The sequence below is a fragment of the Corynebacterium sp. CCUG 51687 genome (assembly GCF_024453995.1).
GTDB lineage: Bacteria > Actinomycetota > Actinomycetes > Mycobacteriales > Mycobacteriaceae > Corynebacterium > Corynebacterium pseudogenitalium.
In genome coordinates, this window is sequence record NZ_JAGPYT010000001.1 from 165,665 (window position 1) to 190,189 (window position 24,525).

27 protein-coding genes are annotated in these 24,525 nt (G+C 56.8%); 20 read left to right on the forward strand and 7 right to left on the reverse strand.

Annotated features, from left to right (window positions below; translation table 11 throughout):
- Positions 1–4 precede the first annotated feature (4 nt).
- Positions 5–808: a metallophosphoesterase gene (locus KBX13_RS00765; protein WP_256020312.1), complete on the forward strand. Its 804-nt coding sequence runs from the start codon at positions 5–7 to the stop codon at positions 806–808.
- Positions 808–1,461 carry a 4'-phosphopantetheinyl transferase gene (locus KBX13_RS00770; RefSeq protein ID WP_070362309.1) on the forward strand — a complete coding sequence of 218 codons (654 nt, stop codon included), beginning with the start codon at positions 808–810 and terminating at the stop codon, positions 1,459–1,461. The genes KBX13_RS00765 and KBX13_RS00770 overlap by 1 nt, the downstream gene beginning before the upstream one ends.
- A 31-nt stretch (positions 1,462–1,492) precedes the next feature.
- Here the strand turns inward: KBX13_RS00770 and truB are convergent, their stop codons facing one another.
- Positions 1,493–2,386, reverse strand: coding sequence for a tRNA pseudouridine(55) synthase TruB (gene truB, locus KBX13_RS00775; RefSeq protein WP_256020314.1), 894 nt, complete (start codon positions 2,384–2,386; stop codon positions 1,493–1,495).
- Positions 2,387–2,416: 30 nt separating this feature from the next.
- Here truB and KBX13_RS00780 point away from each other — a divergent pair, with 30 nt between their 5' ends.
- From KBX13_RS00780 to KBX13_RS00795, 4 genes are all read left to right on the forward strand, one after another.
- Entirely contained in the window at positions 2,417–3,409 is a 993-nt protein-coding gene (locus tag KBX13_RS00780; RefSeq protein WP_256020316.1) for a bifunctional riboflavin kinase/FAD synthetase, read from the forward strand.
- 38 nt (positions 3,410–3,447) lie between these two features.
- Entirely contained in the window at positions 3,448–4,401 is a 954-nt protein-coding gene (locus KBX13_RS00785; RefSeq protein ID WP_256020317.1) for a nucleoside hydrolase, read from the forward strand.
- A 99-nt stretch (positions 4,402–4,500) separates the two neighbouring features.
- Positions 4,501–4,770, forward strand: coding sequence for a 30S ribosomal protein S15 (gene rpsO, locus KBX13_RS00790; RefSeq protein WP_070362312.1), 270 nt, complete (start codon positions 4,501–4,503; stop codon positions 4,768–4,770).
- 137 nt (positions 4,771–4,907) lie between these two features.
- Entirely contained in the window at positions 4,908–7,226 is a 2,319-nt protein-coding gene (locus KBX13_RS00795) for a polyribonucleotide nucleotidyltransferase (RefSeq protein WP_256020319.1), read from the forward strand.
- Between the two features lie 60 nt (positions 7,227–7,286).
- On the opposite strand, the gene KBX13_RS00800 is transcribed toward KBX13_RS00795, so the two are convergent.
- On the reverse strand, positions 7,287–7,901 hold the full coding sequence (locus tag KBX13_RS00800; RefSeq protein ID WP_256020320.1) for a hypothetical protein: 615 nt from the start codon (positions 7,899–7,901) through the stop codon (positions 7,287–7,289).
- Positions 7,902–7,998: 97 nt separating this feature from the next.
- Here KBX13_RS00800 and dapB point away from each other — a divergent pair, with 97 nt between their 5' ends.
- From dapB to KBX13_RS00825, 5 genes are read left to right on the forward strand one after another with little or no spacing between them, the layout of a single operon-like run.
- Positions 7,999–8,745, forward strand: coding sequence for a 4-hydroxy-tetrahydrodipicolinate reductase (dapB, locus tag KBX13_RS00805; protein WP_071572535.1), 747 nt, complete (start codon positions 7,999–8,001; stop codon positions 8,743–8,745).
- A gap of 36 nt (positions 8,746–8,781) precedes the next feature.
- Entirely contained in the window at positions 8,782–9,501 is a 720-nt protein-coding gene (thyX, locus tag KBX13_RS00810) for an FAD-dependent thymidylate synthase (protein ID WP_240492802.1), read from the forward strand.
- Positions 9,502–9,546: 45 nt separating this feature from the next.
- On the forward strand, positions 9,547–10,455 hold the full coding sequence (dapA, locus tag KBX13_RS00815) for a 4-hydroxy-tetrahydrodipicolinate synthase (protein WP_256000266.1): 909 nt from the start codon (positions 9,547–9,549) through the stop codon (positions 10,453–10,455).
- 2 nt (positions 10,456–10,457) lie between these two features.
- Complete coding sequence (locus tag KBX13_RS00820) at positions 10,458–12,470, forward strand: ribonuclease J (protein ID WP_256000265.1); 2,013 nt, start codon at positions 10,458–10,460, stop codon at positions 12,468–12,470.
- A gap of 53 nt (positions 12,471–12,523) precedes the next feature.
- Positions 12,524–13,150: a TIGR03085 family metal-binding protein gene (locus KBX13_RS00825; protein WP_083290919.1), complete on the forward strand. Its 627-nt coding sequence runs from the start codon at positions 12,524–12,526 to the stop codon at positions 13,148–13,150.
- Positions 13,151–13,316: 166 nt separating this feature from the next.
- On the opposite strand, the gene KBX13_RS11495 is transcribed toward KBX13_RS00825, so the two are convergent.
- The gene (locus tag KBX13_RS11495) at positions 13,317–13,463 is read right to left on the reverse strand and encodes a hypothetical protein (RefSeq protein WP_256020323.1); all 147 of its coding nucleotides are present in this window, start codon (positions 13,461–13,463) and stop codon (positions 13,317–13,319) included.
- Between the two features lie 34 nt (positions 13,464–13,497).
- Here KBX13_RS11495 and KBX13_RS00835 point away from each other — a divergent pair, with 34 nt between their 5' ends.
- Positions 13,498–16,248, forward strand: coding sequence for a DNA translocase FtsK (locus KBX13_RS00835; RefSeq protein WP_256020325.1), 2,751 nt, complete (start codon positions 13,498–13,500; stop codon positions 16,246–16,248).
- Positions 16,249–16,427: 179 nt separating this feature from the next.
- Positions 16,428–17,597, forward strand: coding sequence for a TerC family protein (locus KBX13_RS00840; protein WP_070478917.1), 1,170 nt, complete (start codon positions 16,428–16,430; stop codon positions 17,595–17,597).
- Positions 17,598–17,609: 12 nt separating this feature from the next.
- Here the strand turns inward: KBX13_RS00840 and KBX13_RS00845 are convergent, their stop codons facing one another.
- Positions 17,610–17,897, reverse strand: a complete 288-nt coding sequence (locus tag KBX13_RS00845) for a YciI family protein (protein WP_256020327.1) — start codon at positions 17,895–17,897, stop codon at positions 17,610–17,612.
- A gap of 45 nt (positions 17,898–17,942) precedes the next feature.
- Here KBX13_RS00845 and pgsA point away from each other — a divergent pair, with 45 nt between their 5' ends.
- The 4 genes from pgsA to KBX13_RS00865 all read left to right on the forward strand — a co-directional run bounded on the left by pgsA (position 17,943) and on the right by KBX13_RS00865 (position 20,337).
- Positions 17,943–18,479, forward strand: coding sequence for a CDP-diacylglycerol--glycerol-3-phosphate 3-phosphatidyltransferase (pgsA, locus tag KBX13_RS00850; protein WP_255366188.1), 537 nt, complete (start codon positions 17,943–17,945; stop codon positions 18,477–18,479).
- Positions 18,479–19,045, forward strand: coding sequence for a CinA family protein (locus tag KBX13_RS00855; protein ID WP_252930820.1), 567 nt, complete (start codon positions 18,479–18,481; stop codon positions 19,043–19,045). Before pgsA ends, KBX13_RS00855 begins: the two co-directional genes overlap by 1 nt.
- Complete coding sequence (locus tag KBX13_RS00860) at positions 19,045–19,419, forward strand: helix-turn-helix domain-containing protein (RefSeq protein ID WP_083290921.1); 375 nt, start codon at positions 19,045–19,047, stop codon at positions 19,417–19,419. The genes KBX13_RS00855 and KBX13_RS00860 overlap by 1 nt, the downstream gene beginning before the upstream one ends.
- Positions 19,420–19,509: 90 nt before the next feature.
- On the forward strand, positions 19,510–20,337 hold the full coding sequence (locus KBX13_RS00865; RefSeq protein ID WP_070977168.1) for a PspA/IM30 family protein: 828 nt from the start codon (positions 19,510–19,512) through the stop codon (positions 20,335–20,337).
- Between the two features lie 75 nt (positions 20,338–20,412).
- Here the strand turns inward: KBX13_RS00865 and KBX13_RS00870 are convergent, their stop codons facing one another.
- Genes KBX13_RS00870 through KBX13_RS00880 form a run of 3 tightly spaced genes read right to left on the reverse strand, consistent with a single transcriptional unit; the run spans position 20,413 to position 22,302 of the window.
- A complete protein-coding gene (locus KBX13_RS00870) occupies positions 20,413–21,030 on the reverse strand; it encodes an energy-coupling factor transporter transmembrane protein EcfT (RefSeq protein WP_370687302.1) in 618 nt (205 codons plus the stop codon).
- Entirely contained in the window at positions 21,020–21,715 is a 696-nt protein-coding gene (locus KBX13_RS00875; protein WP_256020329.1) for an energy-coupling factor ABC transporter ATP-binding protein, read from the reverse strand. Before KBX13_RS00875 ends, KBX13_RS00870 begins: the two co-directional genes overlap by 11 nt.
- Before the next feature lie 14 nt (positions 21,716–21,729).
- Positions 21,730–22,302, reverse strand: coding sequence for a biotin transporter BioY (locus KBX13_RS00880; protein WP_070362325.1), 573 nt, complete (start codon positions 22,300–22,302; stop codon positions 21,730–21,732).
- A 75-nt stretch (positions 22,303–22,377) separates the two neighbouring features.
- On the opposite strand from KBX13_RS00880, the gene KBX13_RS00885 reads away from it, so the two are divergent.
- The 3 genes from KBX13_RS00885 (at position 22,378) to recX (ending at position 24,519) form a co-directional block, all read left to right on the forward strand.
- Positions 22,378–22,593, forward strand: a complete 216-nt coding sequence (locus KBX13_RS00885; protein WP_256020331.1) for a DUF3046 domain-containing protein — start codon at positions 22,378–22,380, stop codon at positions 22,591–22,593.
- A gap of 210 nt (positions 22,594–22,803) precedes the next feature.
- Complete coding sequence (gene recA, locus KBX13_RS00890; protein ID WP_071572547.1) at positions 22,804–23,913, forward strand: recombinase RecA; 1,110 nt, start codon at positions 22,804–22,806, stop codon at positions 23,911–23,913.
- 3 nt (positions 23,914–23,916) lie between these two features.
- On the forward strand, positions 23,917–24,519 hold the full coding sequence (gene recX / locus KBX13_RS00895; protein ID WP_071572548.1) for a recombination regulator RecX: 603 nt from the start codon (positions 23,917–23,919) through the stop codon (positions 24,517–24,519).
- Positions 24,520–24,525: the final 6 nt, after the last annotated feature.

Sequence of the window (24,525 nt, forward strand, 5' to 3'; positions counted from 1 at the left end):
CGTCATGCTAGGTCCGACACTGTGGGCGGTCAGCGACCTGCATGCTGCAGTAAAGGCGAATCAGGCCAAGATCGACCTCATTCAACCGCGGCATGAGGGGGATTGGCTGATTGTCGCGGGTGATGTTGCAGAGAAATTTGAGCTGATAGTCAACGTGATGGGTGTTCTTGCTCAACGGTTTGAGAAAGTCATCTGGGCCCCTGGAAACCACGAGCTGTTCTCTAGCGAGCGATCACGCTACAGAGGCCGTGATAAGTACGTTGCGCTAGTCCAGGCAATGCGAGAACTCGGCGTTGTAACGCCTGAGGACCCGTACCCGGTATTCCACGGCATTACGGTGGCGCCACTGTTTACTCTGTACGACTACTCGTTTCGCCCTCAGAATTTAAGTGTCGACGCCGCGCTGAAGAAAGCTCGCGACAACAACATTCTGATGACGGACGAGTTTGCTATCCGCCCATTTGTAGATACTCGTGCGTGGTGCTGGGAGCGCTTGGCGTACACAACGAAGCGCCTTTCTCGCGTGCACGGGAAGACGATCTTGGTCAACCACTGGCCACTGGTAAAGGAGCCAACGCACCGCCTGTTCTACGGGGACATTGCCATGTGGTGCGGGACCCGGCACACGCGCAGTTGGCCTAAGCGGTTCCAGGCACAGGCCGTAGTCTACGGACACCTTCATATCCCGGGGACTGTACATGTAGACGGCATTCCGCATATTGAAGTGTCGTTGGGGTACCCCAGGGAGTGGCAGCGCTGGCCAGAGGAACATCGTTGGCCGTACCCAGTCTGGGAGGTGAACCGCTAGTGCGCGATCTGTCATTATTCCCTCCCTCTGCGCGGTTCGTCTCTCTTCGAACCGATGACGGCCATAATCTCCGCAATTACGATAATCTCGACGAGCAGGAGAAAGGCGTTGTCCGCGGAGCGGTCGATATCCGGAAAGGGGAGTTCGGCGATGCCCGTTGGTGTGCGCACCGCGCCCTCGACGAACTAGGGGTCGAAGGTCCTCACCGCATCATGCGGGGCGAAGCTGGGATGCCGTTGTGGCCCGACGGCGTGTGCGGCTCCTTGACGCATACGGATGGTTTTCGTGCGGCGGTCGTTGCGCCACTCAACAAGGTGCGCTCTATCGGTATTGATGCTGAGCTGGCGGAGCCGCTTCCGGAAGGCGTATTGCCCCAAATCGCGTGCCCAACCGAGCTTGAGATGTTGGACGCACTTCGTGCAGAGGGCTGCTTCTGGGCTGATCGGCTGCTGTTCTGCGCGAAAGAGGCCACATATAAGTGTTGGTTCCCGTTGGCGCGAAAGATGTTGGAATTCGATCAGGCGGAAATCTATATCCGGCCGAACGGAACATTTGTTTCGTACATTCTCGAGCGGCCGACGCCCGCTCCGTTCTTTGAGGGGCGCTGGGTGCACCGGGCTGGCTACGTCATCACTTCTGCGTTTCTGTTGTAGCGACAAACGCGAAAAACGGCGTTAGCGCTGACTACAGCGTGGATGGGCGCGCGACAAACACCGTGGCAAGACGCTTCTTGGATTCTTTCACAAGGGCGACGACGCGGCCGTCGTCACGTTGTGCAGCGTGTACACCCGAAAGTCCGCGAGGTTCGAGCCATTTGCCCATAGCGAGGGCGTCGTATTCATCGTTGGTGACGGGCAGTACCGGCCAACAGGTAGCGCAGGCTTCGTCGAGGGTGAGGCTGGAGCGCGGGTGAGCCTGGATGTCTTCCAGCTCCAATGCGTGCTCGAGGTTAAAGGGCCCGACTGTGGTTCGGCGAAGCGCAGTCAGGTGCCCGCCGGTGTGTAGGGTCTCACCTAGATCGCGTGCGAGCGCGCGAATGTACGTCCCCGAGGAGCAATGCACACGGACATCGACGTCAATCCAGGTATCGACGCGAGCGATGCCCAAAATGCTGTACTCATGAATTGTTACTGGTCGGGCTGGGATCTCGACATCGTGTCCTTCGCGGACGAGCTGATGTGCGCGCTTGCCGTCGATTTTGATTGCGGACACGCTTGAGGGACGCTGCATGATATCGCCGCGGAAGCTGTCGATGGCGTCGATAATGTCGGCGTCAGTGACTGCATCGGTGGGGGAGGTGCTGACGACCTCGCCCTCGGCGTCATCCGTCGTGGTGGCGGCACCGAGCCGAATGGTTGCCTCGTACGTCTTGGTTTCCGCGACGAGGTGGGCGAGGAGCTTTGTGCCACGCTCGATACCGACAACCAGTACTCCAGTCGCCATCGGATCCAAGGTGCCGGCATGACCAACTTTGCGGGTCCCGAAAGCACGGCGAAGGCGTGCGACCACGTCGTGGCTTGTGAGACCTTGTGGCTTATCGATGACAACAATTCCAGATGTAGCGAGGGGATCACTCATAGCTCTTTAGTATGCCGTACGCTATTGCACGTGGATATTTTGCACGGTCTTAATGCTGTACCGGAATCGTTCGGTGCCCTTGACGGCACCGTGCTGACGATAGGGGTCTTTGACGGGGTCCACCGCGGTCACCAGATGCTGATCAAAGCAGCTGTTGATGAGGCGAAGCGTCTCCAGGTGCCATGCGTGGTGATGACATTTGAGCCGCACCCGGTAGCAGTATTTCGTCCGGAAGCCGCGCCCACGGCGCTATTGCCACTCGAGGAGCGGGCGCGGCTGATCGCTGAGCTTGGCGTGGACGCGCTGATCGTTATCGATTTCCGCAAAGAGCTTGCGGGGGAGAGTGCACAAGACTATTTCGACAAAGTAGTGATGGGCACCTTGCATGCTCGTCACGTCTTTGTGGGCGAGAATTTCACGTTCGGACGAGATGCTTCCGGCACGTCGCAGACGATGGTGCAGCTCGGTGAGCAGAATGGGGTTGATGTGACAGTAGTCCGCCTGCTGAAAGAGGGCGCGACAAGAATTTGTTCAACGGCGATTCGGGACGAGCTTGCACAAGGCAACATCAGCGTGGCTAAGGACTACATGGGCAGGCCGTTCTCCGTCGTGGGTCCGATCAAGCGGGGCGCTGGGCGAGGAGGTCGCGAGCTCGGTTACCCGACCGCGAATCAGTATGTTGCTGATGTTTCTGCCCTCCCGAAAGATGGGGTGTACGCGGGGTGGCTCACAATTATCGACGATGCCCCCATCGGCGGGAACATGGTTCCGGGAAAGCGCTACCCGGCTGCGATTTCAGTCGGCACTAATCCGACGTTCGGTGACAAGCGGCGCAGTGTCGAGTCCTACGTGCTTGATAGAGATGCTGACCTCTACGATCGGATGGCCCGCGTCGAATTTGTGGCGAAGGTTCGCGACATGGTCAAGTTCGATTCCGTTGACGAGCTTCTGGAGCACATGGCTCGGGACGTTTCCCGGACCCGCGAACTCTTAAGCGAGCCTGTTGCTGATTCCGTAGAATAAAGCCGTTGCTGATCTGTGTTGCTTGAAAGGTTTTTGCTGTGACCATCAAGATGATTCTCGACGTAGACACCGGTATCGACGACGCGTTGGCGTTGGCATACGCTATGGCTTCACCTGAAGTGGAACTTGTCGGCGTGACATCGACATATGGAAACGTCACGGTGGCTGATAGCGTTCGCAACAGTCTCGCGATTCTCGAGCTATTCGGGCGCACCGATATTCCCGTGTTCGCTGGCCCGACGCATGCTCGTGCCAAGGACAGCTTTGAAGTGTTGGAAATTTCGCAGTTCATTCACGGCGTAAACGGTATAGGGGAGGCGCAACTTCCGGATGCCCATCGCGCTGTCGAGGAAGCCTCCGCGGTGGACTTCATGGTCGATGCGTTCCACCGCTACGGCGACGAATTAGTGATTGTTCCTGTCGGGCCTCTGACGACGGTCGCAGCTGCCATGGAAGCCGATAAAGACTTTGCAGACAGTGCCAGGATTGTGATGATGGGCGGTGCGCTGACCGTGCCGGGAAACGTCAATACGTGCACTGAGGCGAACATCAATCAGGACCCCGAAGCTGCTGACTTTGTGATGCGCAGGGCGCAGAACCTCACCATGATCGGGCTCGATGTCACTTTGCAGACGCTGTTGACGTCGAGAGAAACCGCGGTGTGGAAGGAGTTGGGCACGTCTCAGGGCAACTTCTTGGCAAAGGCGACTGACTTTTACATCAAGGCATATGAAACAACTTCGCCGCATCTTGGTGGGTGCGGGCTGCATGACCCGTTGGCGGTAGCAGTTGCGATAGATCCCAGCCTGGTTGACTGCATTGGTGTAAACCTGCGCACGGACCTCGAAGAGCCAACTCGTGGACGAACGATCGGGGACCCGGAGCGCCTGAACGACCCGAAGAAGACGAGTCAGGTTGCAGTTGGTGTCGACGTTGATCGATTCCTCGATGAGTTCATGACGCGTTTGACCAACCTGGCGCGCAGCAGCTAAAGTAGTCCAGGCTTTGTGCGCGTTGAGACTGTGGTTCGCAGCAGTTGCAGCACAAAGTGGTCAAAGTATATGCGGACTGAAACAAATGAGGAGTTTTTCATGGCGCTGAACGCTGAGAAAAAGGCAGAGATTCTGAAGACCTACGGTGTGCACGAGACTGACACCGGTTCCCCGGAGGCACAGGTTGCGCTGCTCACCGAGCGCATCAACAACCTGACTGAGCACCTGAAGTTCCACCAGCACGACCACCACTCCCGTCGTGGCCTGCTGCTGCTGGTTGGTCGCCGTCGTGGTCTGCTGAAGTACCTGCGTGAGAACAACGTCGAGCGCTACCGTGACCTGATTGCTCGTCTCGGCCTGCGTCGTTAAGACGATCACGTCATAAGGCTTCAAACCCCCGCTCTGGCTTTCAGGGCGGGGGTTTAGCTGTGTCTGGAGCGTGGTGAAATCCCTGGCAGGGTGGTAGAGTGTGCTTCGTTCTAAATGACACAAAAACGGCGACATCGATGATCGCCCGGAGATCCAAGGAGAGGGATCAATTGAGCAGTTTTAAGCCGAGAAATTCGTACGAAATCCACGTTGATGAAGAGTATGGGGTGACCGAAGCAGTAGCGTCGCTCGACAATGGTGATTTCGGTTCTCGCACCATTCGTTTTGAGACGGGCCAGTTGGCTCGCCAGGCAGATGGGTCGGTGACGACCTACCTGGACGATGACACCATGATGCTTGCGACGACGACGGCGTCGAATAACCCCCGCGAAGGCTTTGATTTCTTCCCTCTGACCGTTGATGTCGAGGAGCGAATGTATGCCGCGGGCCGTATCCCGGGCTCGTTCTTCCGCCGCGAAGGCCGCCCATCCACCGAGGCGATCCTGGCTTGCCGTCTCATCGACCGCCCACTGCGCCCAACCTTCGTGAAGGGGCTGCGCAACGAGGTTCAGGTCGTGATTACCGTCCTGTCGATCGCCCCGGAAGAATACTACGACGTTGTCGCTATCAACGGAGCTTCCGCGGCAACGCAGCTTTCTGGCCTGCCGGTTTCCGGCCCCGTTGGTGGTGTGCGTATGGCATTGATCGCTGACGATAAACACCCAGAAGGCCAGTGGGTTGCATTCCCGAATCACGAGCAGCACCAGCGTGCCATCTTCGAGATGGTTGTTGCGGGCCGCATTGTTGAGCGCAAGCGTGGCCGTAAGACGGAAGCGGATGTTGCAATCATGATGGTTGAGGCAGGAGCTGGCGCGAACGTCGTCAAGCTGATCGCTGACGGCGCTCCTGCACCTACCGAGGAAACCGTCGCAGACGGTCTGGAGGCTGCGAAACCGTACATCAAGACGCTGTGTGAGGCGCAGCGCGACCTTGCAGCCCAGTTCGACAAGGAACGCAAGGAGTTTCCGCTATTCCCGGCATACACCGATGAGGTGTTTGAAGCAGTGGAGAAGAAGGCATCGAAGAAGCTCGCTTCCTTCCTGACCATCGCTGGCAAGCAGGAGCGCGAAGAGAAGATCAACGCGTACATCGAGGACATCGAAGAAGATGTGCTTGACCGCCTCGACGTCGACGAAGATGACGACGATGTTGCTGCTGTGATGAAGGAGATTCGCGCGGCGTACAACGCACTGCAGAAGGAGATTGTTCGAGGCAAGATCCTGAAGGATGGCTACCGTATCGACGGTCGCAGCGTGACCGCGATCCGTGACCTCGGCGTGGAAGTCGAACTGGTCCCGCGTGCACATGGTTCGGCACTGTTCGAGCGCGGTGAGACCCAGATCCTTGGTGTGACGACGCTTGACATGCTGAAGATGGAACAGCCAATCGATTCGCTGAGCCCTGAGACTTCGAAGCGTTACATTCACCACTACAACTTCCCACCGTATTCGACTGGTGAAACAGGTCGTGTTGGCTCCCCGAAGCGCCGCGAAATCGGTCACGGTGCGCTTGCAGAGCGCGCGTTGTTGCCAGTGATACCTTCGCGCGAAGACTTCCCGTACACGATTCGCCAGGTTTCTGAGGCGCTGAGCTCCAACGGTTCGACGTCGATGGGCTCCGTGTGCGCATCGACGTTGTCGCTGTACAACGCTGGTGTGCCACTGGCTGCTCCGGTCGCGGGTATTGCGATGGGCCTTGTGTCGGGTGACGTCGATGGTGAGACGAAGTACGTCGCTCTGACGGACATTCTGGGCGCGGAAGATGCGTTCGGCGATATGGACTTCAAGGTGGCAGGCACCCGCGAGTTCATCACCGCCCTGCAGCTTGATACCAAGCTGGACGGCATTCCTTCTGACGTGCTCGCTTCGGCCCTGAAGCAGGCGCATGATGCTCGAGAGACCATCCTGGACACGATGGCAGAGGTCATTGATTCGCCGGATGACATGAGCTCGTTGGCGCCGAAAATCACCACGGTGAAGGTTCCTGTTTCCAAGATTGGTGAGGTCATTGGCCCGAAGGGCAAGATGATCAACTCGATTACCGAGGAAACCGGCGCGGACATCTCGATTGAAGAGGACGGAACCGTGTACGTCTCGGCAACCAGTGGCGAAGCAGCAGACGCCGCGATCGACAAGATCAACGCAATTGCTAACCCACAGTTGCCGAAGGTAGGCGAGCACTACCTGGGTACCGTGGTCAAAACCGTTGCATTCGGCGCGTTCGTTTCGATCGTCCCGGGAACCGACGGCCTGATTCATATCTCGAACTTGGGTGGCAACAAGCGCATCGAGAAGGTCGAGGACGTTGTCAACGTCGGTGACAAGATCGAGGTCGAGATTCGTGATATTGATAATCGCGGCAAGATCTCCCTTGTTCCTGTTGAGCAGGACAAGTAGTCTCACCGCTTAAAGTAGTGGCCAGGGCATTTACGCCCTGGCCACTACGCGTTTGCCGAGCTAACGGTGGACGTCAATAACTAGCCGTGTTGGACTTTCCAACACCGTAGCCTCAAACGAACGCTGCCGGTCGAGTCCGATGAAGAACTGCGACTGGTTTTCAAACGTGCCGCCGTTGGTGATCCCAGCGACGTTGCCGGTTGCCAGCTGATATGGGCCAGCGGAGATAAGGTCAGGGTTGCTCGGGAGTCGATCCATCGGTGTACCTTCGATGAGCACCTCCAAGATGTCGTTACCGGAGACCGCGAGCTCGTGGCCGGAGGCCTGCTGGAGTGCCTTATCGGTGTACTGAATTCGGTATCCAGGTAGGCCATTGCCTGAGAACTCGAAGACGACGCGGTCATACGTCTCATGGGTACCGACTCGAACATCCTGGAGCGTTAGCTCAGGGGCACCTTCGGGCGGAGCGAAGGCGTTGAGAGCGGCTGGGGCTGCGGGAGATGCCACAGCCGACACCGTTGACTCCGTAGCAGGTGCGTCTTGCGTAGTGGTAGCTGCAACGCTTTCAGGGGACGCGGTCGCTGCGGACGGCTCTGTCACTTCGGAGCCCGTGCCGCAAGCCGTGAGCAGTGCAGCCACGGTGAGGATACCGGGGAGGATCAAGCTACTCTTCATGCTTTTCGAGTGTACCGAACCACACCTGCCGCACGGCGCGCTACAGTGACAGCAGTAGAACGAACGCAACTCGCAAAGGCAGAATTGAGGAATGGATATGACAATCAAAGTCGGTGTTTTGGGAGCGCATGGGCGCGTTGGTACCGCAGTTGTAGCGGGCGTGCGCGCGGCTGATGATCTTGAACTTGTGGCCGAGATCGATAAAGACGACAGCTTAGAAAAACTGTTGGACGCTGGTGCCGAAGTTATCGTCGACTTCACCACTCCAGACTCGGTAATGAGCAACCTCGAGTTCTGTATCAAGCACGGCATCCACTGTGTAGTGGGCACAACAGGATTTGACGACGATCGCTACGACCAAGTACGCAGCTGGTGTGCTGCTTCGCAGGGCACTGGCGTTCTCATTGCGCCTAACTTCGCCATCTCAGCTGTATTGACGATGTCCTTTGCTCGCCAGGCGGCCAAGTTCTTCGAGTCAGCCGAGGTAGTTGAGTACCACCATCCGAACAAGCTGGATGCACCGTCCGGCACTGCGGTAAAGACAGCGCAAGGGATTGCAGAGGCCCGAAAGGCCGCCGGAATGCAACCTTGTCCGGATGCCACTGTGCAGGAACTCGATGGAGCGCGCGGCACGGATATCGATGGCGTCCGAGTCCACGCTGTGCGTATGACCGGAATGGTTGCGCATGAGGAAGTTATCTTCGGCACCGTCGATCAGTCGTTGACTATCCGCCAAGATTCCTATGGGCGTGATTCGTTCGTACCGGGTGTATTGCTCGGCGTGCGAAACGTCATGGATCATCCAGGCCTCACGATCGGCCTTGACAAGTTCCTCGGGCTGTAACAGATGCAGCCGCAGCGCCAACTCAGCATCCAGCTCGTGGCAGCATCAACGTTCGAACCGCCAGCCGGACTGGGCTGGCGGCCTTCATCTGGTGCAGCGGCGGCGGATGCTGTCGTCGAATTTGCAGGCAGGGCAAGCTATGACTCCTTCGGTGACAATGAGTCTCACACTTCGAGCACGGACGCCTTCCTGCATCACGTCATTGATACCGGCAACCTCTCGCTGCTCGAGCACGCAAGCGTGACGCTGTATATTCAGGGAATCTCAATGGCCACCAGCCATGAGATATTGCGACACCGAGACTTTTCAATCAGCGAGCTTTCACAGTACTCCTTACCTGAAGAGCAAAGAGGAGTCGTGGTTCCTAGCGTTGTACAGCGCGACGAGCAACTTCAACGGTTTTTCGAGCACGCGATTGAAGACGCTGCGTTTGTGCACGACGAATTGCATAACGCGGTGGAAGCAAGTCTGACGGATGAGAAGAATGTGTTACTGCGCAAGCAACAGGTACGCGAGGCAGCTATGGCACTTGCTCCGGCTGCGAGAGAAACCCGACTTGTTGTCAGCGGCAACCTCCGGACTTGGCGGAATTTTGTTGCGACCAGGGCAGCTGAGCACAGTGGGGAGGAGCTACGAGCGGTCGCCGTGAGGTGTCTGGAACTTTTGAGTGAGTGCGCACCCGTCTTGTTCGAGGACTTCGTTGTCACAACGCTGCCGGACGGGACTAAGAAGGCAACAACCCAGTACAAAACGTAGCGGTGGAGTTACATTCAGCCAGCAAAAAGGGTACGCTCTTTTGGCATGGGCACTTCTATGAAAGCTAATATCGGTGCTGACGTTTTCGGCACAGTCTGCGTCGCAATGGTCACGCCGTTCGATAAGCATGGCGAGCTAGACGTTAAGGCAGGACGAGCATTAGCTGCCCACCTTGTCGGCAATGGCATTGATGCCCTCGTGCTTGCGGGCACGACGGGCGAATCGCCAACGACAACCAGTGAAGAGAAAGTCGCGTTACTGAAAGCGGTGCGTGAAGAAGTTGGCGATAGCGCCAAACTTATCGCCGGAGTAGGCACGAACGATACCCGAAAGTCCGTCGCATTGGCGAAGGAAGCTGCTGAGGCAGGGGCTGATGGCCTCTTGGCTGTCACACCGTATTACTCGAAGCCGTCTCAAGACGGCGTGTTTGCGCACTTCCGGGAGATCGCGTCTGCAACTTCGTTGCCGATCTGCCTCTACGACATTCCAGGACGCTCTGCGATTCCGATTGCCTCGGACACCATTGCGAAGTTGGCGGAATTGCCAACCGTAGTTGCGATGAAAGATGCGAAAGGCGACTTCTTCCAGGCAGCACCGTTGATCCAATCAACAGGCCTGGCATGGTATTCCGGGGATGACCCGCTGAACCTGCCGTGGCTGGCCATGGGGGCAACCGGTGTGATCTCGGTTGTAGGCCACGCAGCACCGCAAGCGTTGCGCGAGCTCATCACAAGCTTCGAGGAAGGCGACCTCGTCCGTGCGCGGGAAATTAACGCCAATGTCATCGACGTTCTCGCACATCAACAAGCGATTCTCGGTGGCACAACATTTGCAAAGGCTGCCCTGCGTCTGCAGGGCATTGAAGTAGGCGAACCACGCCTGCCAGTGGTCGGAGCGACCTCTGAGCAGGTGGAGGTTCTCAGAGAAGATTTGAAGAAGGCTGGAGTCCTTTAAGTATGAACGAACCCCGTACACGCTCACGCAAAGTGACGCGTAAAGCAGGGCCACCTGAGGCCACTGAACAGAAGCCGGTGTTTCAGGCACCGAAGCAGGCCGCAGGAACCGCAAGTAATGAAGATGACAAGGGCTCTGAGAAGTCACAGCGGGATAGCAAGTCCCGGAACTCGAACGGAAATGGCGGTAACGGCAGGAATCGCCGACGCGGCCGTGGACGCGGTAACAACGGCGGTGGCCGTCGCAACCCGGTGAAGTCGATGCAGGGCGCAGACTTGACGAAGCGCCTCCCGGCTCCTCCGAAGGCACCGAAGGGGACCCTGCGTATTTACGCCTTGGGTGGTATTTCCGAAATCGGTCGTAATATGACGGTGTTTGAATACAACGGACGCCTGCTCATCGTCGACTGTGGTGTGCTGTTCCCGAACTCCGGTGAACCAGGCGTTGATCTTGTGCTGCCTGACTTTGGTCCGATTGAAAAGAAGTTGGACAAGGTCGAGGCCCTGGTTGTCACACATGGTCATGAAGACCACATTGGCGCAATCCCGTGGCTGTTGAAGCTGCGCCCGGATATCCCGATTTACTCGTCGCGATTCACCAATGCGCTGATTGCTGCGAAGACGAAGGAGCACCGTCAGCGTCCGAAGTTGCATGAGGTGAACAAGGATTCTTCCGTCAACTTGGGCCCATTCCACGTGCGTTTCTGGCACGTGAATCACTCCATTCCGCAGTGTCTCGGCCTGTCTATTAAGACCGGCGCGGGTCATGTTGTGATGACCGGTGACGTCAAGGTGGACCAGACTCCGTACGATGGAATGCCGACGGACCTGCCGGCGCTGTCGCGTTACGGTGACGAAGGCGTCGATCTGTTTATGTGTGACTCCACGAACGCTACGGTGCCGGGTATTTCTGCATCCGAGGCCGGTATCGAGGAGACACTGACGCGTTTGGTGAGCCAGGCGAAGCAGCGCGTTGTGATTGCTTCGTTTGCTTCCAACGTTGCTCGCGTCCAAATGGCAGTCAACGCGGCTGTAGCGAATGGTCGCAAGGTTGCCTTCAACGGCCGCTCCATGTTGAGAAATATGGAAATCGCCGAGAAGATGAGCCTGCTGAAGGCTCCGAAGAACACGATTATCCCTATCGAAGAAGCTGCCAAGATGGCGCCGCATAAGGTTGTGCTGATCACAACGGGTACGCAGGGCGAGCCGATGGCTGCGCTTTCGCGTATGTCGCGCCGTGAACACCGCCAGATCACCATCCGCGACGGTGACATGATCATCCTGTCGTCTTCCCTGATCCCAGGTAATGAGGAAGCTGTGTTCGCGGCGATCAACAACCTCGCACAAATCGGTGCGACTGTGGTGACGAACTCCGAAGCTCATGTCCACGCTTCTGGCCACGGCTACGCCGGTGAGCTTCTCTTCCTGTACAACGCAGCACGCCCGACTTGCGCTATGCCTGTGCACGGTGAGTGGCGCCACATGCGCGCGAACAAGGAGCTCGCTATTGCGACCGGTGTGAAGCCGGAGAATACCGCACTTGCTCAAAATGGTGTTGTGGTTGACATGACGAAGGGCAAGATCAAGGTTGTTGGCCAGTACCAGGTCGGACAGCTTTATGTTGATGGCGCGACGATGGGCGACGTAGACCCGGACGTGCTGGCAGACCGCAGCTCGCTTGCCTCAGGTGGCGTTGTCTCGATTACCTGCGTGATCGACGACCGCACGAGTAGCCTCATTGAGGTACCGCGCGTCTCCACCACTGGTTTCTCTGAAGACGACCGTGACTTCAATAAGAAGGTCGTCGAGCGTGTCCAGGAAGTTATGGGTGATTTGGCTGCAGAAGGGGAGAATGACCCGTACCGCATGGTGCAGCAGCTTCGTCGTCAGCTCTCGCGAACGATTGAGCAGAAGTACAAGCGTGAGCCAGTCATTCTTCCAACCGTGGTTCCAACCGCGGCGGATATTGGACCGGCAGAAGACGCTGATGTTCAAGCAACACGAGAGTCGCTTTAATACCTGACACTTTTGTGAGCAGAACTATGGGCCCTGGCACTATGCTAGGGCCCATGTCATTTGCAAAGACTGAACGAAATCAACTCGCTGAACTGTTACTCGAAGTCGGGCCTGAAGCACCGACGCTGTGCGAGGGCTGGAACACTCGCGATTTGGCGACGCACCTCTATATCCGTGAACGAAGGCCATTAGCTGCCATCGGAATATTCGTAAAGCGAGCGAGGAAGTTTTTGGAGGCGGAGGAAGCCCGACTTGCATCATGGTCGTACGAGGATCTTGTGCGTCTCTGGGCCATCGGTCCGCCTTCGCTTTTCAAGCCGAGTGACGACACGTTAAATACAGCCGAGCACTTTATTCACCACGAAGACGTTCGTCGAGGTAGAGGTAAGGTCGAGCCTCGGCAGTTTAGTGCCGTCACCAACAAAGAACTTTTGAAGCTTGCGAAGCGGTTTGGTTCAGTCACGCTTAAAGGTGTTGCGGTACCTGTGATTTTGACGCCACCGGACTTGCCTCCTGCCGTCATTGGCGAAGGCGTCGGCGTTTCAAAGCAGGGCGATAACGTCGTCCGCGTATACGGCGAACCCGGGGAACTATTGTTGTGGGCCGCCGGTCGCAGCGCGGTCGAAGTGGATGTAACCGGTGCGGTTGAGGCTCTTGCTGGAGTAGATATCAAGTTGTAGTACTTGATTCATTCGCCTGTAACAACATCTGTGGTTTTAGAGTGGCGGATGGTAATAATGGTGCGCAAGGTACTAGTGTGTAGCACATGTCTGCCAGGAAACCAGCGCCACGAAATACGCGAGCTTCGACAGGCCCGCGGGACCGTGCACGTTCAACGACGAGCCGTTACGGTGCCCCAGCGTCGATGACGCATCCACCGACCTCGTCCATGGTCGCGGCAGAGACTGCCGATGAACGGGTCGGGTCCGCGACGAGAGTCGTCGGAAGCTCAATTGGCAGTGCAGTTCGCGGAGCTGCTTCGTTGCTTACCAAACTTCGACCACGCCGTAAGGAGAGTTTTGACAGCGTGCCCGACGCAAACGGATACGATGACGAGGACGACAACTTCGATTTTCTTGACGACGGCCCCTCTGCTGAGGCGCCGCAACGTGAAGAGCACTCACGAAAGTCCAGTCGCTCGTTGGGTATCTCGCGTGGCAACGTTGACGCGTATGGTTTAGTGCTCATTGGCCTTGCCGCGATCCTGGGCGCCTCCGTATGGATGGATATCGCTGGCCCGATAGGCAACGTCATTGCGCAGGGTGTTCACTGGGCAATTGGTGCTGGTGCGCTCCTGCTTCCTGTGATTTTGGTCTGCATCGCTATCGCTCTCATGCTGAACGTGAAGGCAGAACCGGCAGTACGTGCCAGGGTGGCGTCGGGCCTGTTGATTATTGGTGTTGCGATGCTTGGCATGATTCATGTCTTCGCTGGCAACCCTGCAGATTGGGAATCCCGCAAGATCGCCGGTGGGGTAGTGGGCACGTTCACCGGTGGTTTGCTCGCCGCTGGATTCTCCTCTTATGTGGCAGTCCCGCTGCTGGGACTTGTCATTGTTTATGGTGCGCTTCGTACAACCGGTATTACTGTGCGTGAGGCCTATGACTTTTTCACTGCGTGGCTTAGCTCGGTATTCCAGCGGCCCGAGACTGACGATGAGTCGGATCCTTACAGTGATGTAGGCCGGGACATTGACGCTATCGCAGAGGGGCGCCCGCGCACGTCGGCAAAGCGCTCGCGGATTGAGCCTGAATCGAGGAGCCCACGTACCGGTCTTTCTCCACGTACCGCGGCGAAGAAACCAAGGGTTTCTGGGTTTTCGTCTTTCTCGGAGAAGTTGCGAAAGGCCTCCACGCCACTGGATAACTACCCGGCGAAGCCAGCGTCAGCGCCTCAAGCACAGGGTGATGAGACAGAGGTTTTCGATTTCGGTGAAGACTTCGACACGCAGGAAGGCAGCGACGCCACTACGGTCATTGAGCGCCCTGCGACGAAGGCGGCGTCGAAACGTCAGCCTGCGCAACCCGAGGAGACGAAGATTCTACCCCGGCCTACGCTTGAGGAGGCTCAACGGGATGCTGTCGATCAGTCGCGAGACGCAGTTCGCCAGGCGGTCGTAGCGCGTTCAGGGAAGGACCCAAGCGCAACTCCACCTGAGGCGCCGAAGGATGGCCACGCGAAGAAGGTCGACAGGAATTCCACCTACGTCGTTCCAACAACCGATTTGCTGCTCGCTGGCCAAGCGCCGAAGACTCGCACCGAAGCCAACGATCGCATGATCGAAGCCATCACAGAGGTCTTCGAGGAGTTCAAGGTCAATGCTATGGTGACGGGCTTCTCCCGTGGTCCGACCGTGACCCGCTACGAAGTAGAGCTTGGGCCCGGCGTCAAGGTGTCGAAGATTACCAACTTGCAGTCCAATCTTGCCTATGCAGTCGCGACCGATAACGTTCGTTTGTTGACGCCAATTCCCGGCAAATCTGCCGTCGGCATTGAGGTGCCGAATCAGGACCGTGAAATGGTTCGTCTGCGCGATGTCCTCGAAGCGCCGAATGTTGCTGCAGACGATGACCCTATGCTCATCGGCTTAGGTAAGGACATCGAGGGCGACTTTATTGCCTCTTCGGTGCAGAAGATGCCGCACTTGCTTGTTGCGGGTTCTACGGGCTCCGGTAAGTCGGCGTTCGTGAACTCGATGTTGGTTTCCTTGCTGACGCGCGCAACACCTGAAGAAGTACGCCTGATCCTCATCGACCCAAAGATGGTGGAGCTCACTCCGTACGAGGGGATTCCACATCTGATCACGCCAATTATCACGCAGCCGAAGAAGGCATCGGCGGCACTGCAGTGGCTGGTGGAGGAGATGGAGCAGCGGTACATGGACATGAAGACCGCTCGTGTCCGCCACATCAAGGACTTCAACAAGAAGGTGAAGAGCGGTGAAATCACTGCTCCTGCAGGCTCTCAGCGCGAGATGCGACCCTACCCGTTCATCGTCTGTGTCGTCGACGAGCTTGCCGACCTCATGATGACCGCGCCGAAGGAGATCGAGGACTCGATCGTCCGCATTACGCAGAAGGCCCGCGCAGCAGGTATCCACCTTGTCTTGGCTACGCAGCGACCTTCGGTGGACGTCGTCACGGGCTTGATCAAGACGAACGTGCCGTCCAGGCTCGCGTTTGCAACATCCTCGCTTACTGACTCACGCGTCATCCTCGACCAGGGTGGCGCGGAGAAGCTCATTGGCATGGGCGACGGTCTCTTCATCCCGCAGGGCGCCGGCAAGCCGCAACGCATGCAAGGGGCGTTTGTGTCTGACGCTGAAATCCAAGCCGTCGTGGACGCTGCCAAGAGCCAGGACGAACCACAGTACGTCGAGGGCGTTACGGAAGAGAAGGAGTCCGAGAAGAAAGTTATCGACGACGACATCGGCAAGGACCTGGACGACCTGCTGGAAGCCGTTGAACTCGTTGTTACGGCGCAGCTCGGATCGACCTCCATGCTGCAGCGCAAGCTGCGTATCGGTTTTGCAAAGGCCGGCCGACTGATGGATTTGATGGAGTCCCGTGGCATCGTTGGGCCATCGGAAGGCTCCAAGGCTCGTGAAGTGCTGGTGAAGCCAGAGGAGCTCGAGACCATTCTTTGGATGCTCAAGGGTGCGGATCCCGCGGACGCACCGAAGGACGTCGACGCACAACTTGGTGATGACGCCACTGCAGATGAAGATGACGTTAAGACGGTCGAAGCAACCTACAATCCCACCGGTGGAGCCGTATAACTGGTAGCGACTCCTCTTGATGGTGTAGCCTGGCATTCGCATTGGAGGGGAGTACCCCGCAAGTGCCTCGAATCGTCAACACGGAACATACGTATCCCGGTTGAGGCAGCCGCGTAGCTACGTGGTGGGGGAGACCTCCGGTCTTTCTTTGTCCTATGCAACGACCGGAGGTAACCACGTTGAGTGTCCCCCTATGGATATGGCTGCTCACTGCAGCAATCATTCTGGGCTTTTTCGCCTTTGACTTTCTTACTCACGTTCGCCAGGCCCACGAGCCAACTATCAAAGAATCGGGCTTTTGGACGCTGTTCTACATGACGATGGCAGCGATCTGTGGCGGTGTGATCTGGTGGGAGTGGGACGGCGAGCACGGCGTCCAGTTCTTCACCGGCTACATTACTGAGCTGGCGCTGTCCGTGGACAACTTGTTCGTCTTCGCACTGATCATGGGCGCGTTCAAGATTCCAAGGAAGTATCAGCAAAAGGTGCTGCTCCTGGGCATTGTTATCGCGTTGGTATGCCGCTTGCTGTTTATTCTGCTCGGCGCAGCACTTATCGAGGCGTGGAGCGACGTCTTCTACATCTTCGCAGCGTTCTTGATCTACACGGCTGTCAAGCTCGTCTACGACGAAGCGACTGATGCACCTGAAACAGATCCGAACGATATGGCTGTCGTGAAGGCACTCCGTAAAGTCGTCCCAGTCACGAGCTCCTACCACGGTGACAAGCTGTGGTCGAAGACGAAGGAGGGCAAGTCCGCAGCGACCCCGCTGTTCGTCGCACTGCTCTCCATCGGGTTTATCGACGTAATGTTTGCGTTTGATTCGATCCCAGCAATCTACGGGATTACCTCTGAGGCGTACATCGTGTTTACCGCGAATGCGTTTGCACTCATGGGCCTTCGCCAGATGTTCTTCCTGCTTTCTGGCTTGTTGGACCGTGTGGTGTATCTGTCGTACGGGTTGGGCGTGATTCTTGGCTTTATCGGCATCAAACTGTTGCTTCACGCGCTACACGAGAACAACCTGCCGTTTGTCAATGGCGGTGAGAATGTGAGCGTACCGGAGGTCGGCACCGTTGCATCGCTCGGCTTCATTGTGGCAGTACTGGTGATTACCGTGCTGTGCTCCATGGTGAAGGACCGAGCGGATATCAAGGCAGGGCGGCGGGACCCAAACGGTCCGAGCTGGCACATCGACTACGACGACCACGGGAACCGTCGCAAGGTCGATAACCAGGGCCACCACATCGAGTGGATTGATGACCCTGCAACGTCGGGCAAGGGCGACCACACCGCCACTGGTTCCCGCGAGACGGATCACCTCCATGTGCAGCGCGGGAGGAAGTAGAACTTCCGCGGTTTAAGGGAACACCCGGGAGACCGGGTTCCACTCGTGGACCTCGCGGCTGAGTAGAGCGTTGTTCTGCCAGTAGGGGTCCTGGTTCATGAGTGATACTGCCTCCGCAGCGTCGGCAGTATCTGGTAATTGCACGATGATGAGGGCCTTGCCGGCGTCGACTAGCGGGCCAGATCCGACAATCCTTCCGAGCTCTAGCTGCTTCGCGATGAACTCGCGGTGTGCGGGGCGCGTAGCATCTACGAGGTCCGTATTATCTGAGTACGTGTAATGGAATGCAAAATATTTCATAACACGCAGTCTAAGGGAAAGCACGGGATAGGTAGGGTAGAAGGCGTGACTGAAAAACCATCGAACTGGAACGTACCCAACGTCTTGACGTCGTTGCGAATCATTTTTATCCCCGTCTTCGCATGGTTGGCACTGGACCAGCGATGGGGTGCGGCGTTCGGTGTGTTCGTTGCGCTGATGCTCACGGACAAGCTAGACGGAACAATCGCCCGTACCTACAACCTGATTACCGACTTCGGGAAAATTGCGGACCCGATCGCGGACAAGGCCCTGATGATTACGGCACTTGTAGTACTCAACGTGGCGTCCAACCTTCCTGTGTGGATGACTATCGTCATCGTGGTCCGCGAGCTCGGCATCACCATGTGGAGAATGTGGATGCTGCGCAACGACCATGTCGTTCCCGCGTCCAAGGGTGGCAAGGTGAAGACGGTGCTCCAGACCGTCGGCGTTGCTCTCTACCTGTGCCCGCTGCCTTCCTGGATGGACGCGCCTTCCTACGTTGTAATGGTGTTGGCCGTAGTCGTCACCGTGGTGACCGGCGTGCAATACCTTGTCGATGCTCGCAAGGTGAATAACTAATGCGAGGTACTGCATCCGATGTGATTGCGGAACTTACTAAGAGGGATGCAACAGTTGGGCTTTGTGAATCGCTCACTGCCGGTTTGGCAAGTGCCGCACTCGCAGGCGTTCCGGGTGCCTCCGCAGCGCTACGAGGCGCGATGGTGACTTACGCGACTGAGTGCAAAGTAACCTTGGCCGGCGTTCCCCAGGGCGTCATCGATGAGTTTGGACCTGTTTCTCCGGTGACCGCGAAAGAGATGGCGAAGGCGGCAAAGCGGAAGCTCGACGCGGACTGGGGCCTTTCGCTCACTGGTGTGGCCGGGCCCAGTGAACAGGATGGCCACCCTGTCGGTGAGGTCTGGGTAGGGATCGCCTCAAGTGATGGTTGTGAAGCAGTTCTCGCAGGCGACATACTTTCCGACGCCCCTCTCGTACGCGGAACCATTCCAGGATTCAGACAGGCCCGAAACTTGCTACAGGCGCCGCGCAACGAGGTACGCGAGTGGGCTGTTGAAGCAGCGCTTCGCGTCCTGTTGCATGCCGTGCGGGAACAAAAACACGTTGAGGGGAGTTATACCAAGTGATGACTACGACACTTCTAATCGATACGCCGCTTGAGCCCTCGTTCGATGCACAGGATGAGGTCGCTTTTCCATTTCGCGAGTCTGGAACCCGCCAGAAAGAACCGCTGCTGAGAGAGGCGCTAGGAATGTCACTGCGAGCTTTCCGGGCGGATAAAGGCGTGACGTTGCGATCTCTTGCTGCTCAAGCCCGCGTTTCTTCTGGTTATCTCTCTGAGCTGGAGCGTGGGCGCAAGGAAGTTTCCTCAGAGCTGCTCGCATCGATTTGCGAAGCACTGGACACAACGGTTTCAGAAGTTGTTCTCGAGGCTGTTGCGAACCTTTCACTGCAATCGATGAACGATGAATTCGCTACGGCTGATGCGATTCACGCATAGCGGAGCAGCGCTGTAACAGATAGAATACGAAACAGTTTGGCCGTGGACACGGCCAATTTCAATGCTCAGCGAAAGGTAAAACGCAACACTATGGCAAACCCGTTTTCAAAATTCTGGAACTACCTGATGGCACTTTTCGACAACAAGATCGAGGAGAATGCTGATCCAAAGATCCAGATTGAGCAAGCAATTTCCGAGGCTCAGCGCCAGCACCAGGCGCTTTCGCAGCAGGCAGCCGCGGTTATCGGTAACCAGCGCCAGCTGGAAATGCAGCTGAATCGTCGCTTGGAGGAAGTCGAGAAACTTCAAGCGAACGCTCGCCAGGCGCTCCAATTAGCAGATAAGTCCCGCTCCAACGGTGACGCACAGAAGGCGACCGAGTATGAGAACGCTGCTGAGGCGTTCGCGGCGCAGCTTGTTACCGCAGAGCAGGGCGTTGAAGACACGAAGGCGCTGCACGACCAGGCACTCCAGCAGGCAGCACAGGCAAAGCAAGCCGTGGAGCGCAACGCGGCACACCTGCAACAGCAGGTCGCTGAGCGCTCGAAGTTGCTGTCGCAGCTTGAGCAGGCCAAGATGCAGGAGAAGGTTTCCGAGACCATGCGCTCGATGAACTCGTTGACCGCCTCCGGCCCGAATTTGGACCAGGTTCGCGACAAGATTGAGCGCCGCTACGCGAACGCACTGGGTGCTGCAGAGCTCGCGGAGAACTCGATCCAAGGCCGCATGGCTGAGGTGGAGCAGGCTGGAATCCAGATGGCAGGCCACAGTCGGCTCGAGCAGATTCGCGCAGAGATGTCTGGCGAGTTGACCTCGGGAAAGGAACAACAGTCGATTGAGCAGGGCAAGACCGGCGCCCCGCAAGCAAGTGAGGACGCCGTCGCACGTCGGATGCGTGAGCTCCGCGGCGAAGCCTAAAGCGTGGTAAAGAAAGCTCCAGGTTTCTATAGAAACCTGGAGCTTTTGCTTTGCCCTGCGAAGGATTGAACGCGGTTAGTCGAGCGCGCCACGAGCGACAAGTGCATCGCCGATCTGTTCCGCCCTTCGGATACTTCGCACGATGAGCGGTACGCCAAACGCGAGGGGAGAAAATCCCAGTCCTCGGGCCTTGCGGGCGTCGAGAACTTCCTGCGATGTCTGCAAGATGAGCGGGATGAGACGGAGCGTGAGGGCGATAGCGAGGCTGATTTTCTCAGTTGGTATTCCGAAACGGCCGAGCGGTTTGAGGCCTTCCTCGAGCGATACAAGGAGCGCTTCAACTGTTGTGGTCAGAGTAAGAAGGTTTGCGGCGAGAATCGTTGCGAACAACGTAATCAGCGTGACGCCGGCAAGCCAGATGCCATTTTGCCAGACAAGGAATGCGCCGAGTATTGCGAGCAAGGGAAGAATTGGCACGAGCTGATTGGCAACGATTCGGATCGGAATTCTTGCCACGATGTACAGAACGAAGACCAAGCCTAGCAACGTGAGCGCGATTGGGAACGTACGCCCGAAGTTGGTCGCTATGAGGATATACAGTATGAGCAGTACGAATTTCTTCTTTGGGCTCATACGGTGGAGCAGCGTTTTGCCTGGGATGTACACGCCCATTGGTAGCGAGTCAATCTTCACTGTTCGGCTCCATTAGCTGAGTGTAGAACTGAATCGTGTCTGCTGGTGTGCCGTCGTATGCAATGACGCCGTCGTTGACACAAATTACTCGGTCGAAGTCACTGAGTAGCTCTAGATCATGGGTCACCACGATTGTTTGTTGATCAAGCGAGTTCAATTCAGCGATTATTCGCCGACGATTTCGCAGGTCAAGCAATGTTGTTGGCTCGTCTGCGATGATGGTGGTCGGTTCAGTTACCAGTACTGCGGCCAGTGCGAGAAGCTGTTTCTCGCCGCCAGAGAGCGTATGAGGTGATTGTTCTGCCTTGTGTAAGAGTCTGAAGCGTTCCAGTACCTCATCGACGCGTTGCTCTTTCTCTGCCTTAGAGAGCTTGAACTTCTTCAATGAAAAGGCCACATCATCGTGGACTTGGGGCATGACAATCTGGCTTTCTGCGTCGGAGAAGATGAACCCGACACGTCGGCGGACTTCAGAGCTACGAGTTGCAAGCGAAATTCCGTCGTAGAATACCTCGCCTGTGCTCGGCTCTTCGAGTCCATTGATAAGCCGGACGAGCGTTGACTTGCCAGAACCGTTCGAGCCTATGATGCCGATCCGATGTTCCTGCAACTTGAGTGAAAATGGTTGGAGCAGTGTGTTGTCATTACGTACGACGCTGACGTCATTGAAGCTGATCTGCGGCATGGAAATAATCCAGTTTATGCGCGACGGAGTGAGGGGAGTGCAGCGCGAACTGCGAATGCGATGAACACAATCACTAGCACCTTGGCGGTGTCAGGGATGACAAACGGTAGCTGTGCTGCCCATGCAGCGCCAAAGGTCATGTTTGCGCGTGCCATCAATCCAAACACCCCAAAGAAGTACTGCAGGAACAGGCCAGCGAACCCGGCTCCAAGAAGGAGGGCGATATTCACGAAAGAGCTCTTGCTGGAAGCGCGGTAGGCGATGAGACCTGCAACAAATGCGCTTGCGATGTAGCCAACCAGATATCCGATTGTAGGGCTTCCCAGGGCATAGACGACGGTGCGTCCACCTGCGAGAACGGGAAGAGCAAGTCCGATGAGGAGGAACAATAGTACTGTGTAGGTTCCCCGTTTAGGGCCGAGCACGAGCGCCGCGAGAATACAAGCAGCGTTCTGCATGACGATTGGAACGCCGGCAGCGCCGACTGGAATAGAGACAAACCCGAGTACGATGATCACCGCCGCGAACACGGCGATGTATGCGAGGTCTTGGGCTTCAATCTTTGATTGCGGAATGCTTTTTGACATAGCGAGAATAGTACTTGAACGGTGTTCAGTTCGCTATGAAATCGTATTGATTTTTCTGCGCGTATATTTGAGGCCATGCGATTAACGGAGTTTCACCAACTCGTCCAGGATGAATTTGGGTCTGATCGGGTGTCATGGATTATTGAGACGCAACTTTTGCCTCGTCATGGGTGTACCGCCGCAGAGGTTATCGAAAATGGAGGCGATTTGCGTCAAGCCTGGGACGAACTTTGTGACGCCTTTGATGTTCCAGAGGCGCGTCGCCTTGGCGTAGATCGGCCGGGTTTCTAGCTGCTCTCGCCGTTTTGCACTTTTAATTCGAACATGTATGCGTGTACACTCTGGTGATGTCCCGGCTCTTGCCTATAGTCAGATCCAGATTTAGAAGTCATCGGGAACCGTAACCCTCGAAGGTGAGTCTAAACATGTGTGTGGGCGATGGCGTATGCAAAAACGCCGCCGCCGAACTTGAACAGAATGAACATTAAGGAGAACATGTAAATGGCTGCGAAAAAGAAGACCGCATCAGCCGCGAAAGATCGCCAGAATGCGCTAGATGCTGCGCTCGCAATGATCGAGAAGGATTATGGCAAGGGGGCTGTGATGCGTCTCGGTGATGAGAACAGGCCTCCAATTCAGTCGATTTCATCTGGGAATACGGCTATTGACGTCGCTCTGGGTATCGGTGGCTGGCCACGCGGCCGCATCGTTGAGATTTACGGACCTGAGTCTTCCGGTAAGACAACTGTTGCGCTTCACGCCATCGCTTCCGCGCAGCGGGCCGGTGGAATCGCAGCTTTTATCGACGCCGAGCATGCTCTGGACCCGGATTATGCCCGCAAGCTGGGCGTCGATACTGATAACTTGCTCGTTTCTCAGCCAGATACAGGGGAGCAGGCACTGGAGATCGCGGACATGCTTGTCCGATCTGGCGCGATTGACATCATCGTCATTGACTCGGTTGCCGCACTGACGCCTAAGGCTGAAATTGAAGGTGAGATGGGTGACTCTCACGTTGGCCTCCAGGCTCGGTTGATGTCGCAGGCACTGCGGAAGATGACAGGTGCGCTGTACAACTCCGGCACTACAGCGATTTTTATTAACCAGCTGCGTGAGAAGATCGGCGTCATGTTCGGTTCACCCGAGACAACTACGGGCGGTAAAGCGCTGAAGTTCTACTCCTCGGTTCGTTGTGATGTCCGACGTATCCAGACGCTGAAGGACGGACAGGATTCCATCGGAAACCGAACCCGCCTCAAAGTAGTGAAGAACAAGGTTTCGCCACCATTCAAGATCGCAGAGTTTGACATTATGTACGGAGAGGGCATCTCTCGGGAATCGTCCATTATTGACATGGGCGTAGAGAACGGCTTCGTGAAGAAGTCAGGTTCCTGGTTTACCTACGAAGGCGATCAACTTGGACAGGGCAAGGAAAAGGCGCGCAACTTCCTAAAGGAGAATCCGGACCTTGCGGACGAGATCGAGCAAAAGATTTTCCGTGCATTGGGGGTTGGCGAATTTGCCGATGATGATGCGCTGACTGATGACCCAGTAGACATGGTGCCAAACATTGACTTCGACGACGAGGAAGAGCCAGCGAAGGCGAAGTAATACGTGGCAACACCAGATCCGGAAAAGATTCAACGCCTGCAGGACGCACTTGCCGAATGGGAAGCTACCGGTGGGAATGGAGAACTCTTCAACTACGAACGTGAAGAAGCCCTCGCTCCAGTACGGCGGCGTGCATTAAGGTTGCTGGATCAGCGACCGCGATCAGAGCATGAACTCAGGGAGCGTCTTGTCAAGGCTGAGTTCCCAGCGCCTCTCGTTGATGAGGTACTGGCGTCTCTTCGCGCGTCCTCGCTTCTCGACGATCGTCGCTTTGCCCATGAATGGGTCCGACAGCGGGCGAAACGTCGAGGAAAGTCGAGAAGCTTTCTGGACCGCGAGCTCAGGGAAAAAGGAGTCTCAGAAACAGATCGGCGCGCCGCGCTCGCGCAAATCAGTGACGAGGACCAACACGCAATTGCTGAAGCCCTCGCGGAAAAGAAGGCGCGAGAAGTGAAAACACCACCAGCGGGGCACGCGGAGTACACCCGCGCGCTGCGCAGGGTTGTCGGAGTGCTGGCGCGTCGAGGCTTTCCACAAGGTATGTGCATGTCTATCGCAAGAACTGCACTAGATACAAGGGTTGAATCACTTCGAGAGACTTCCTAGGGAGCA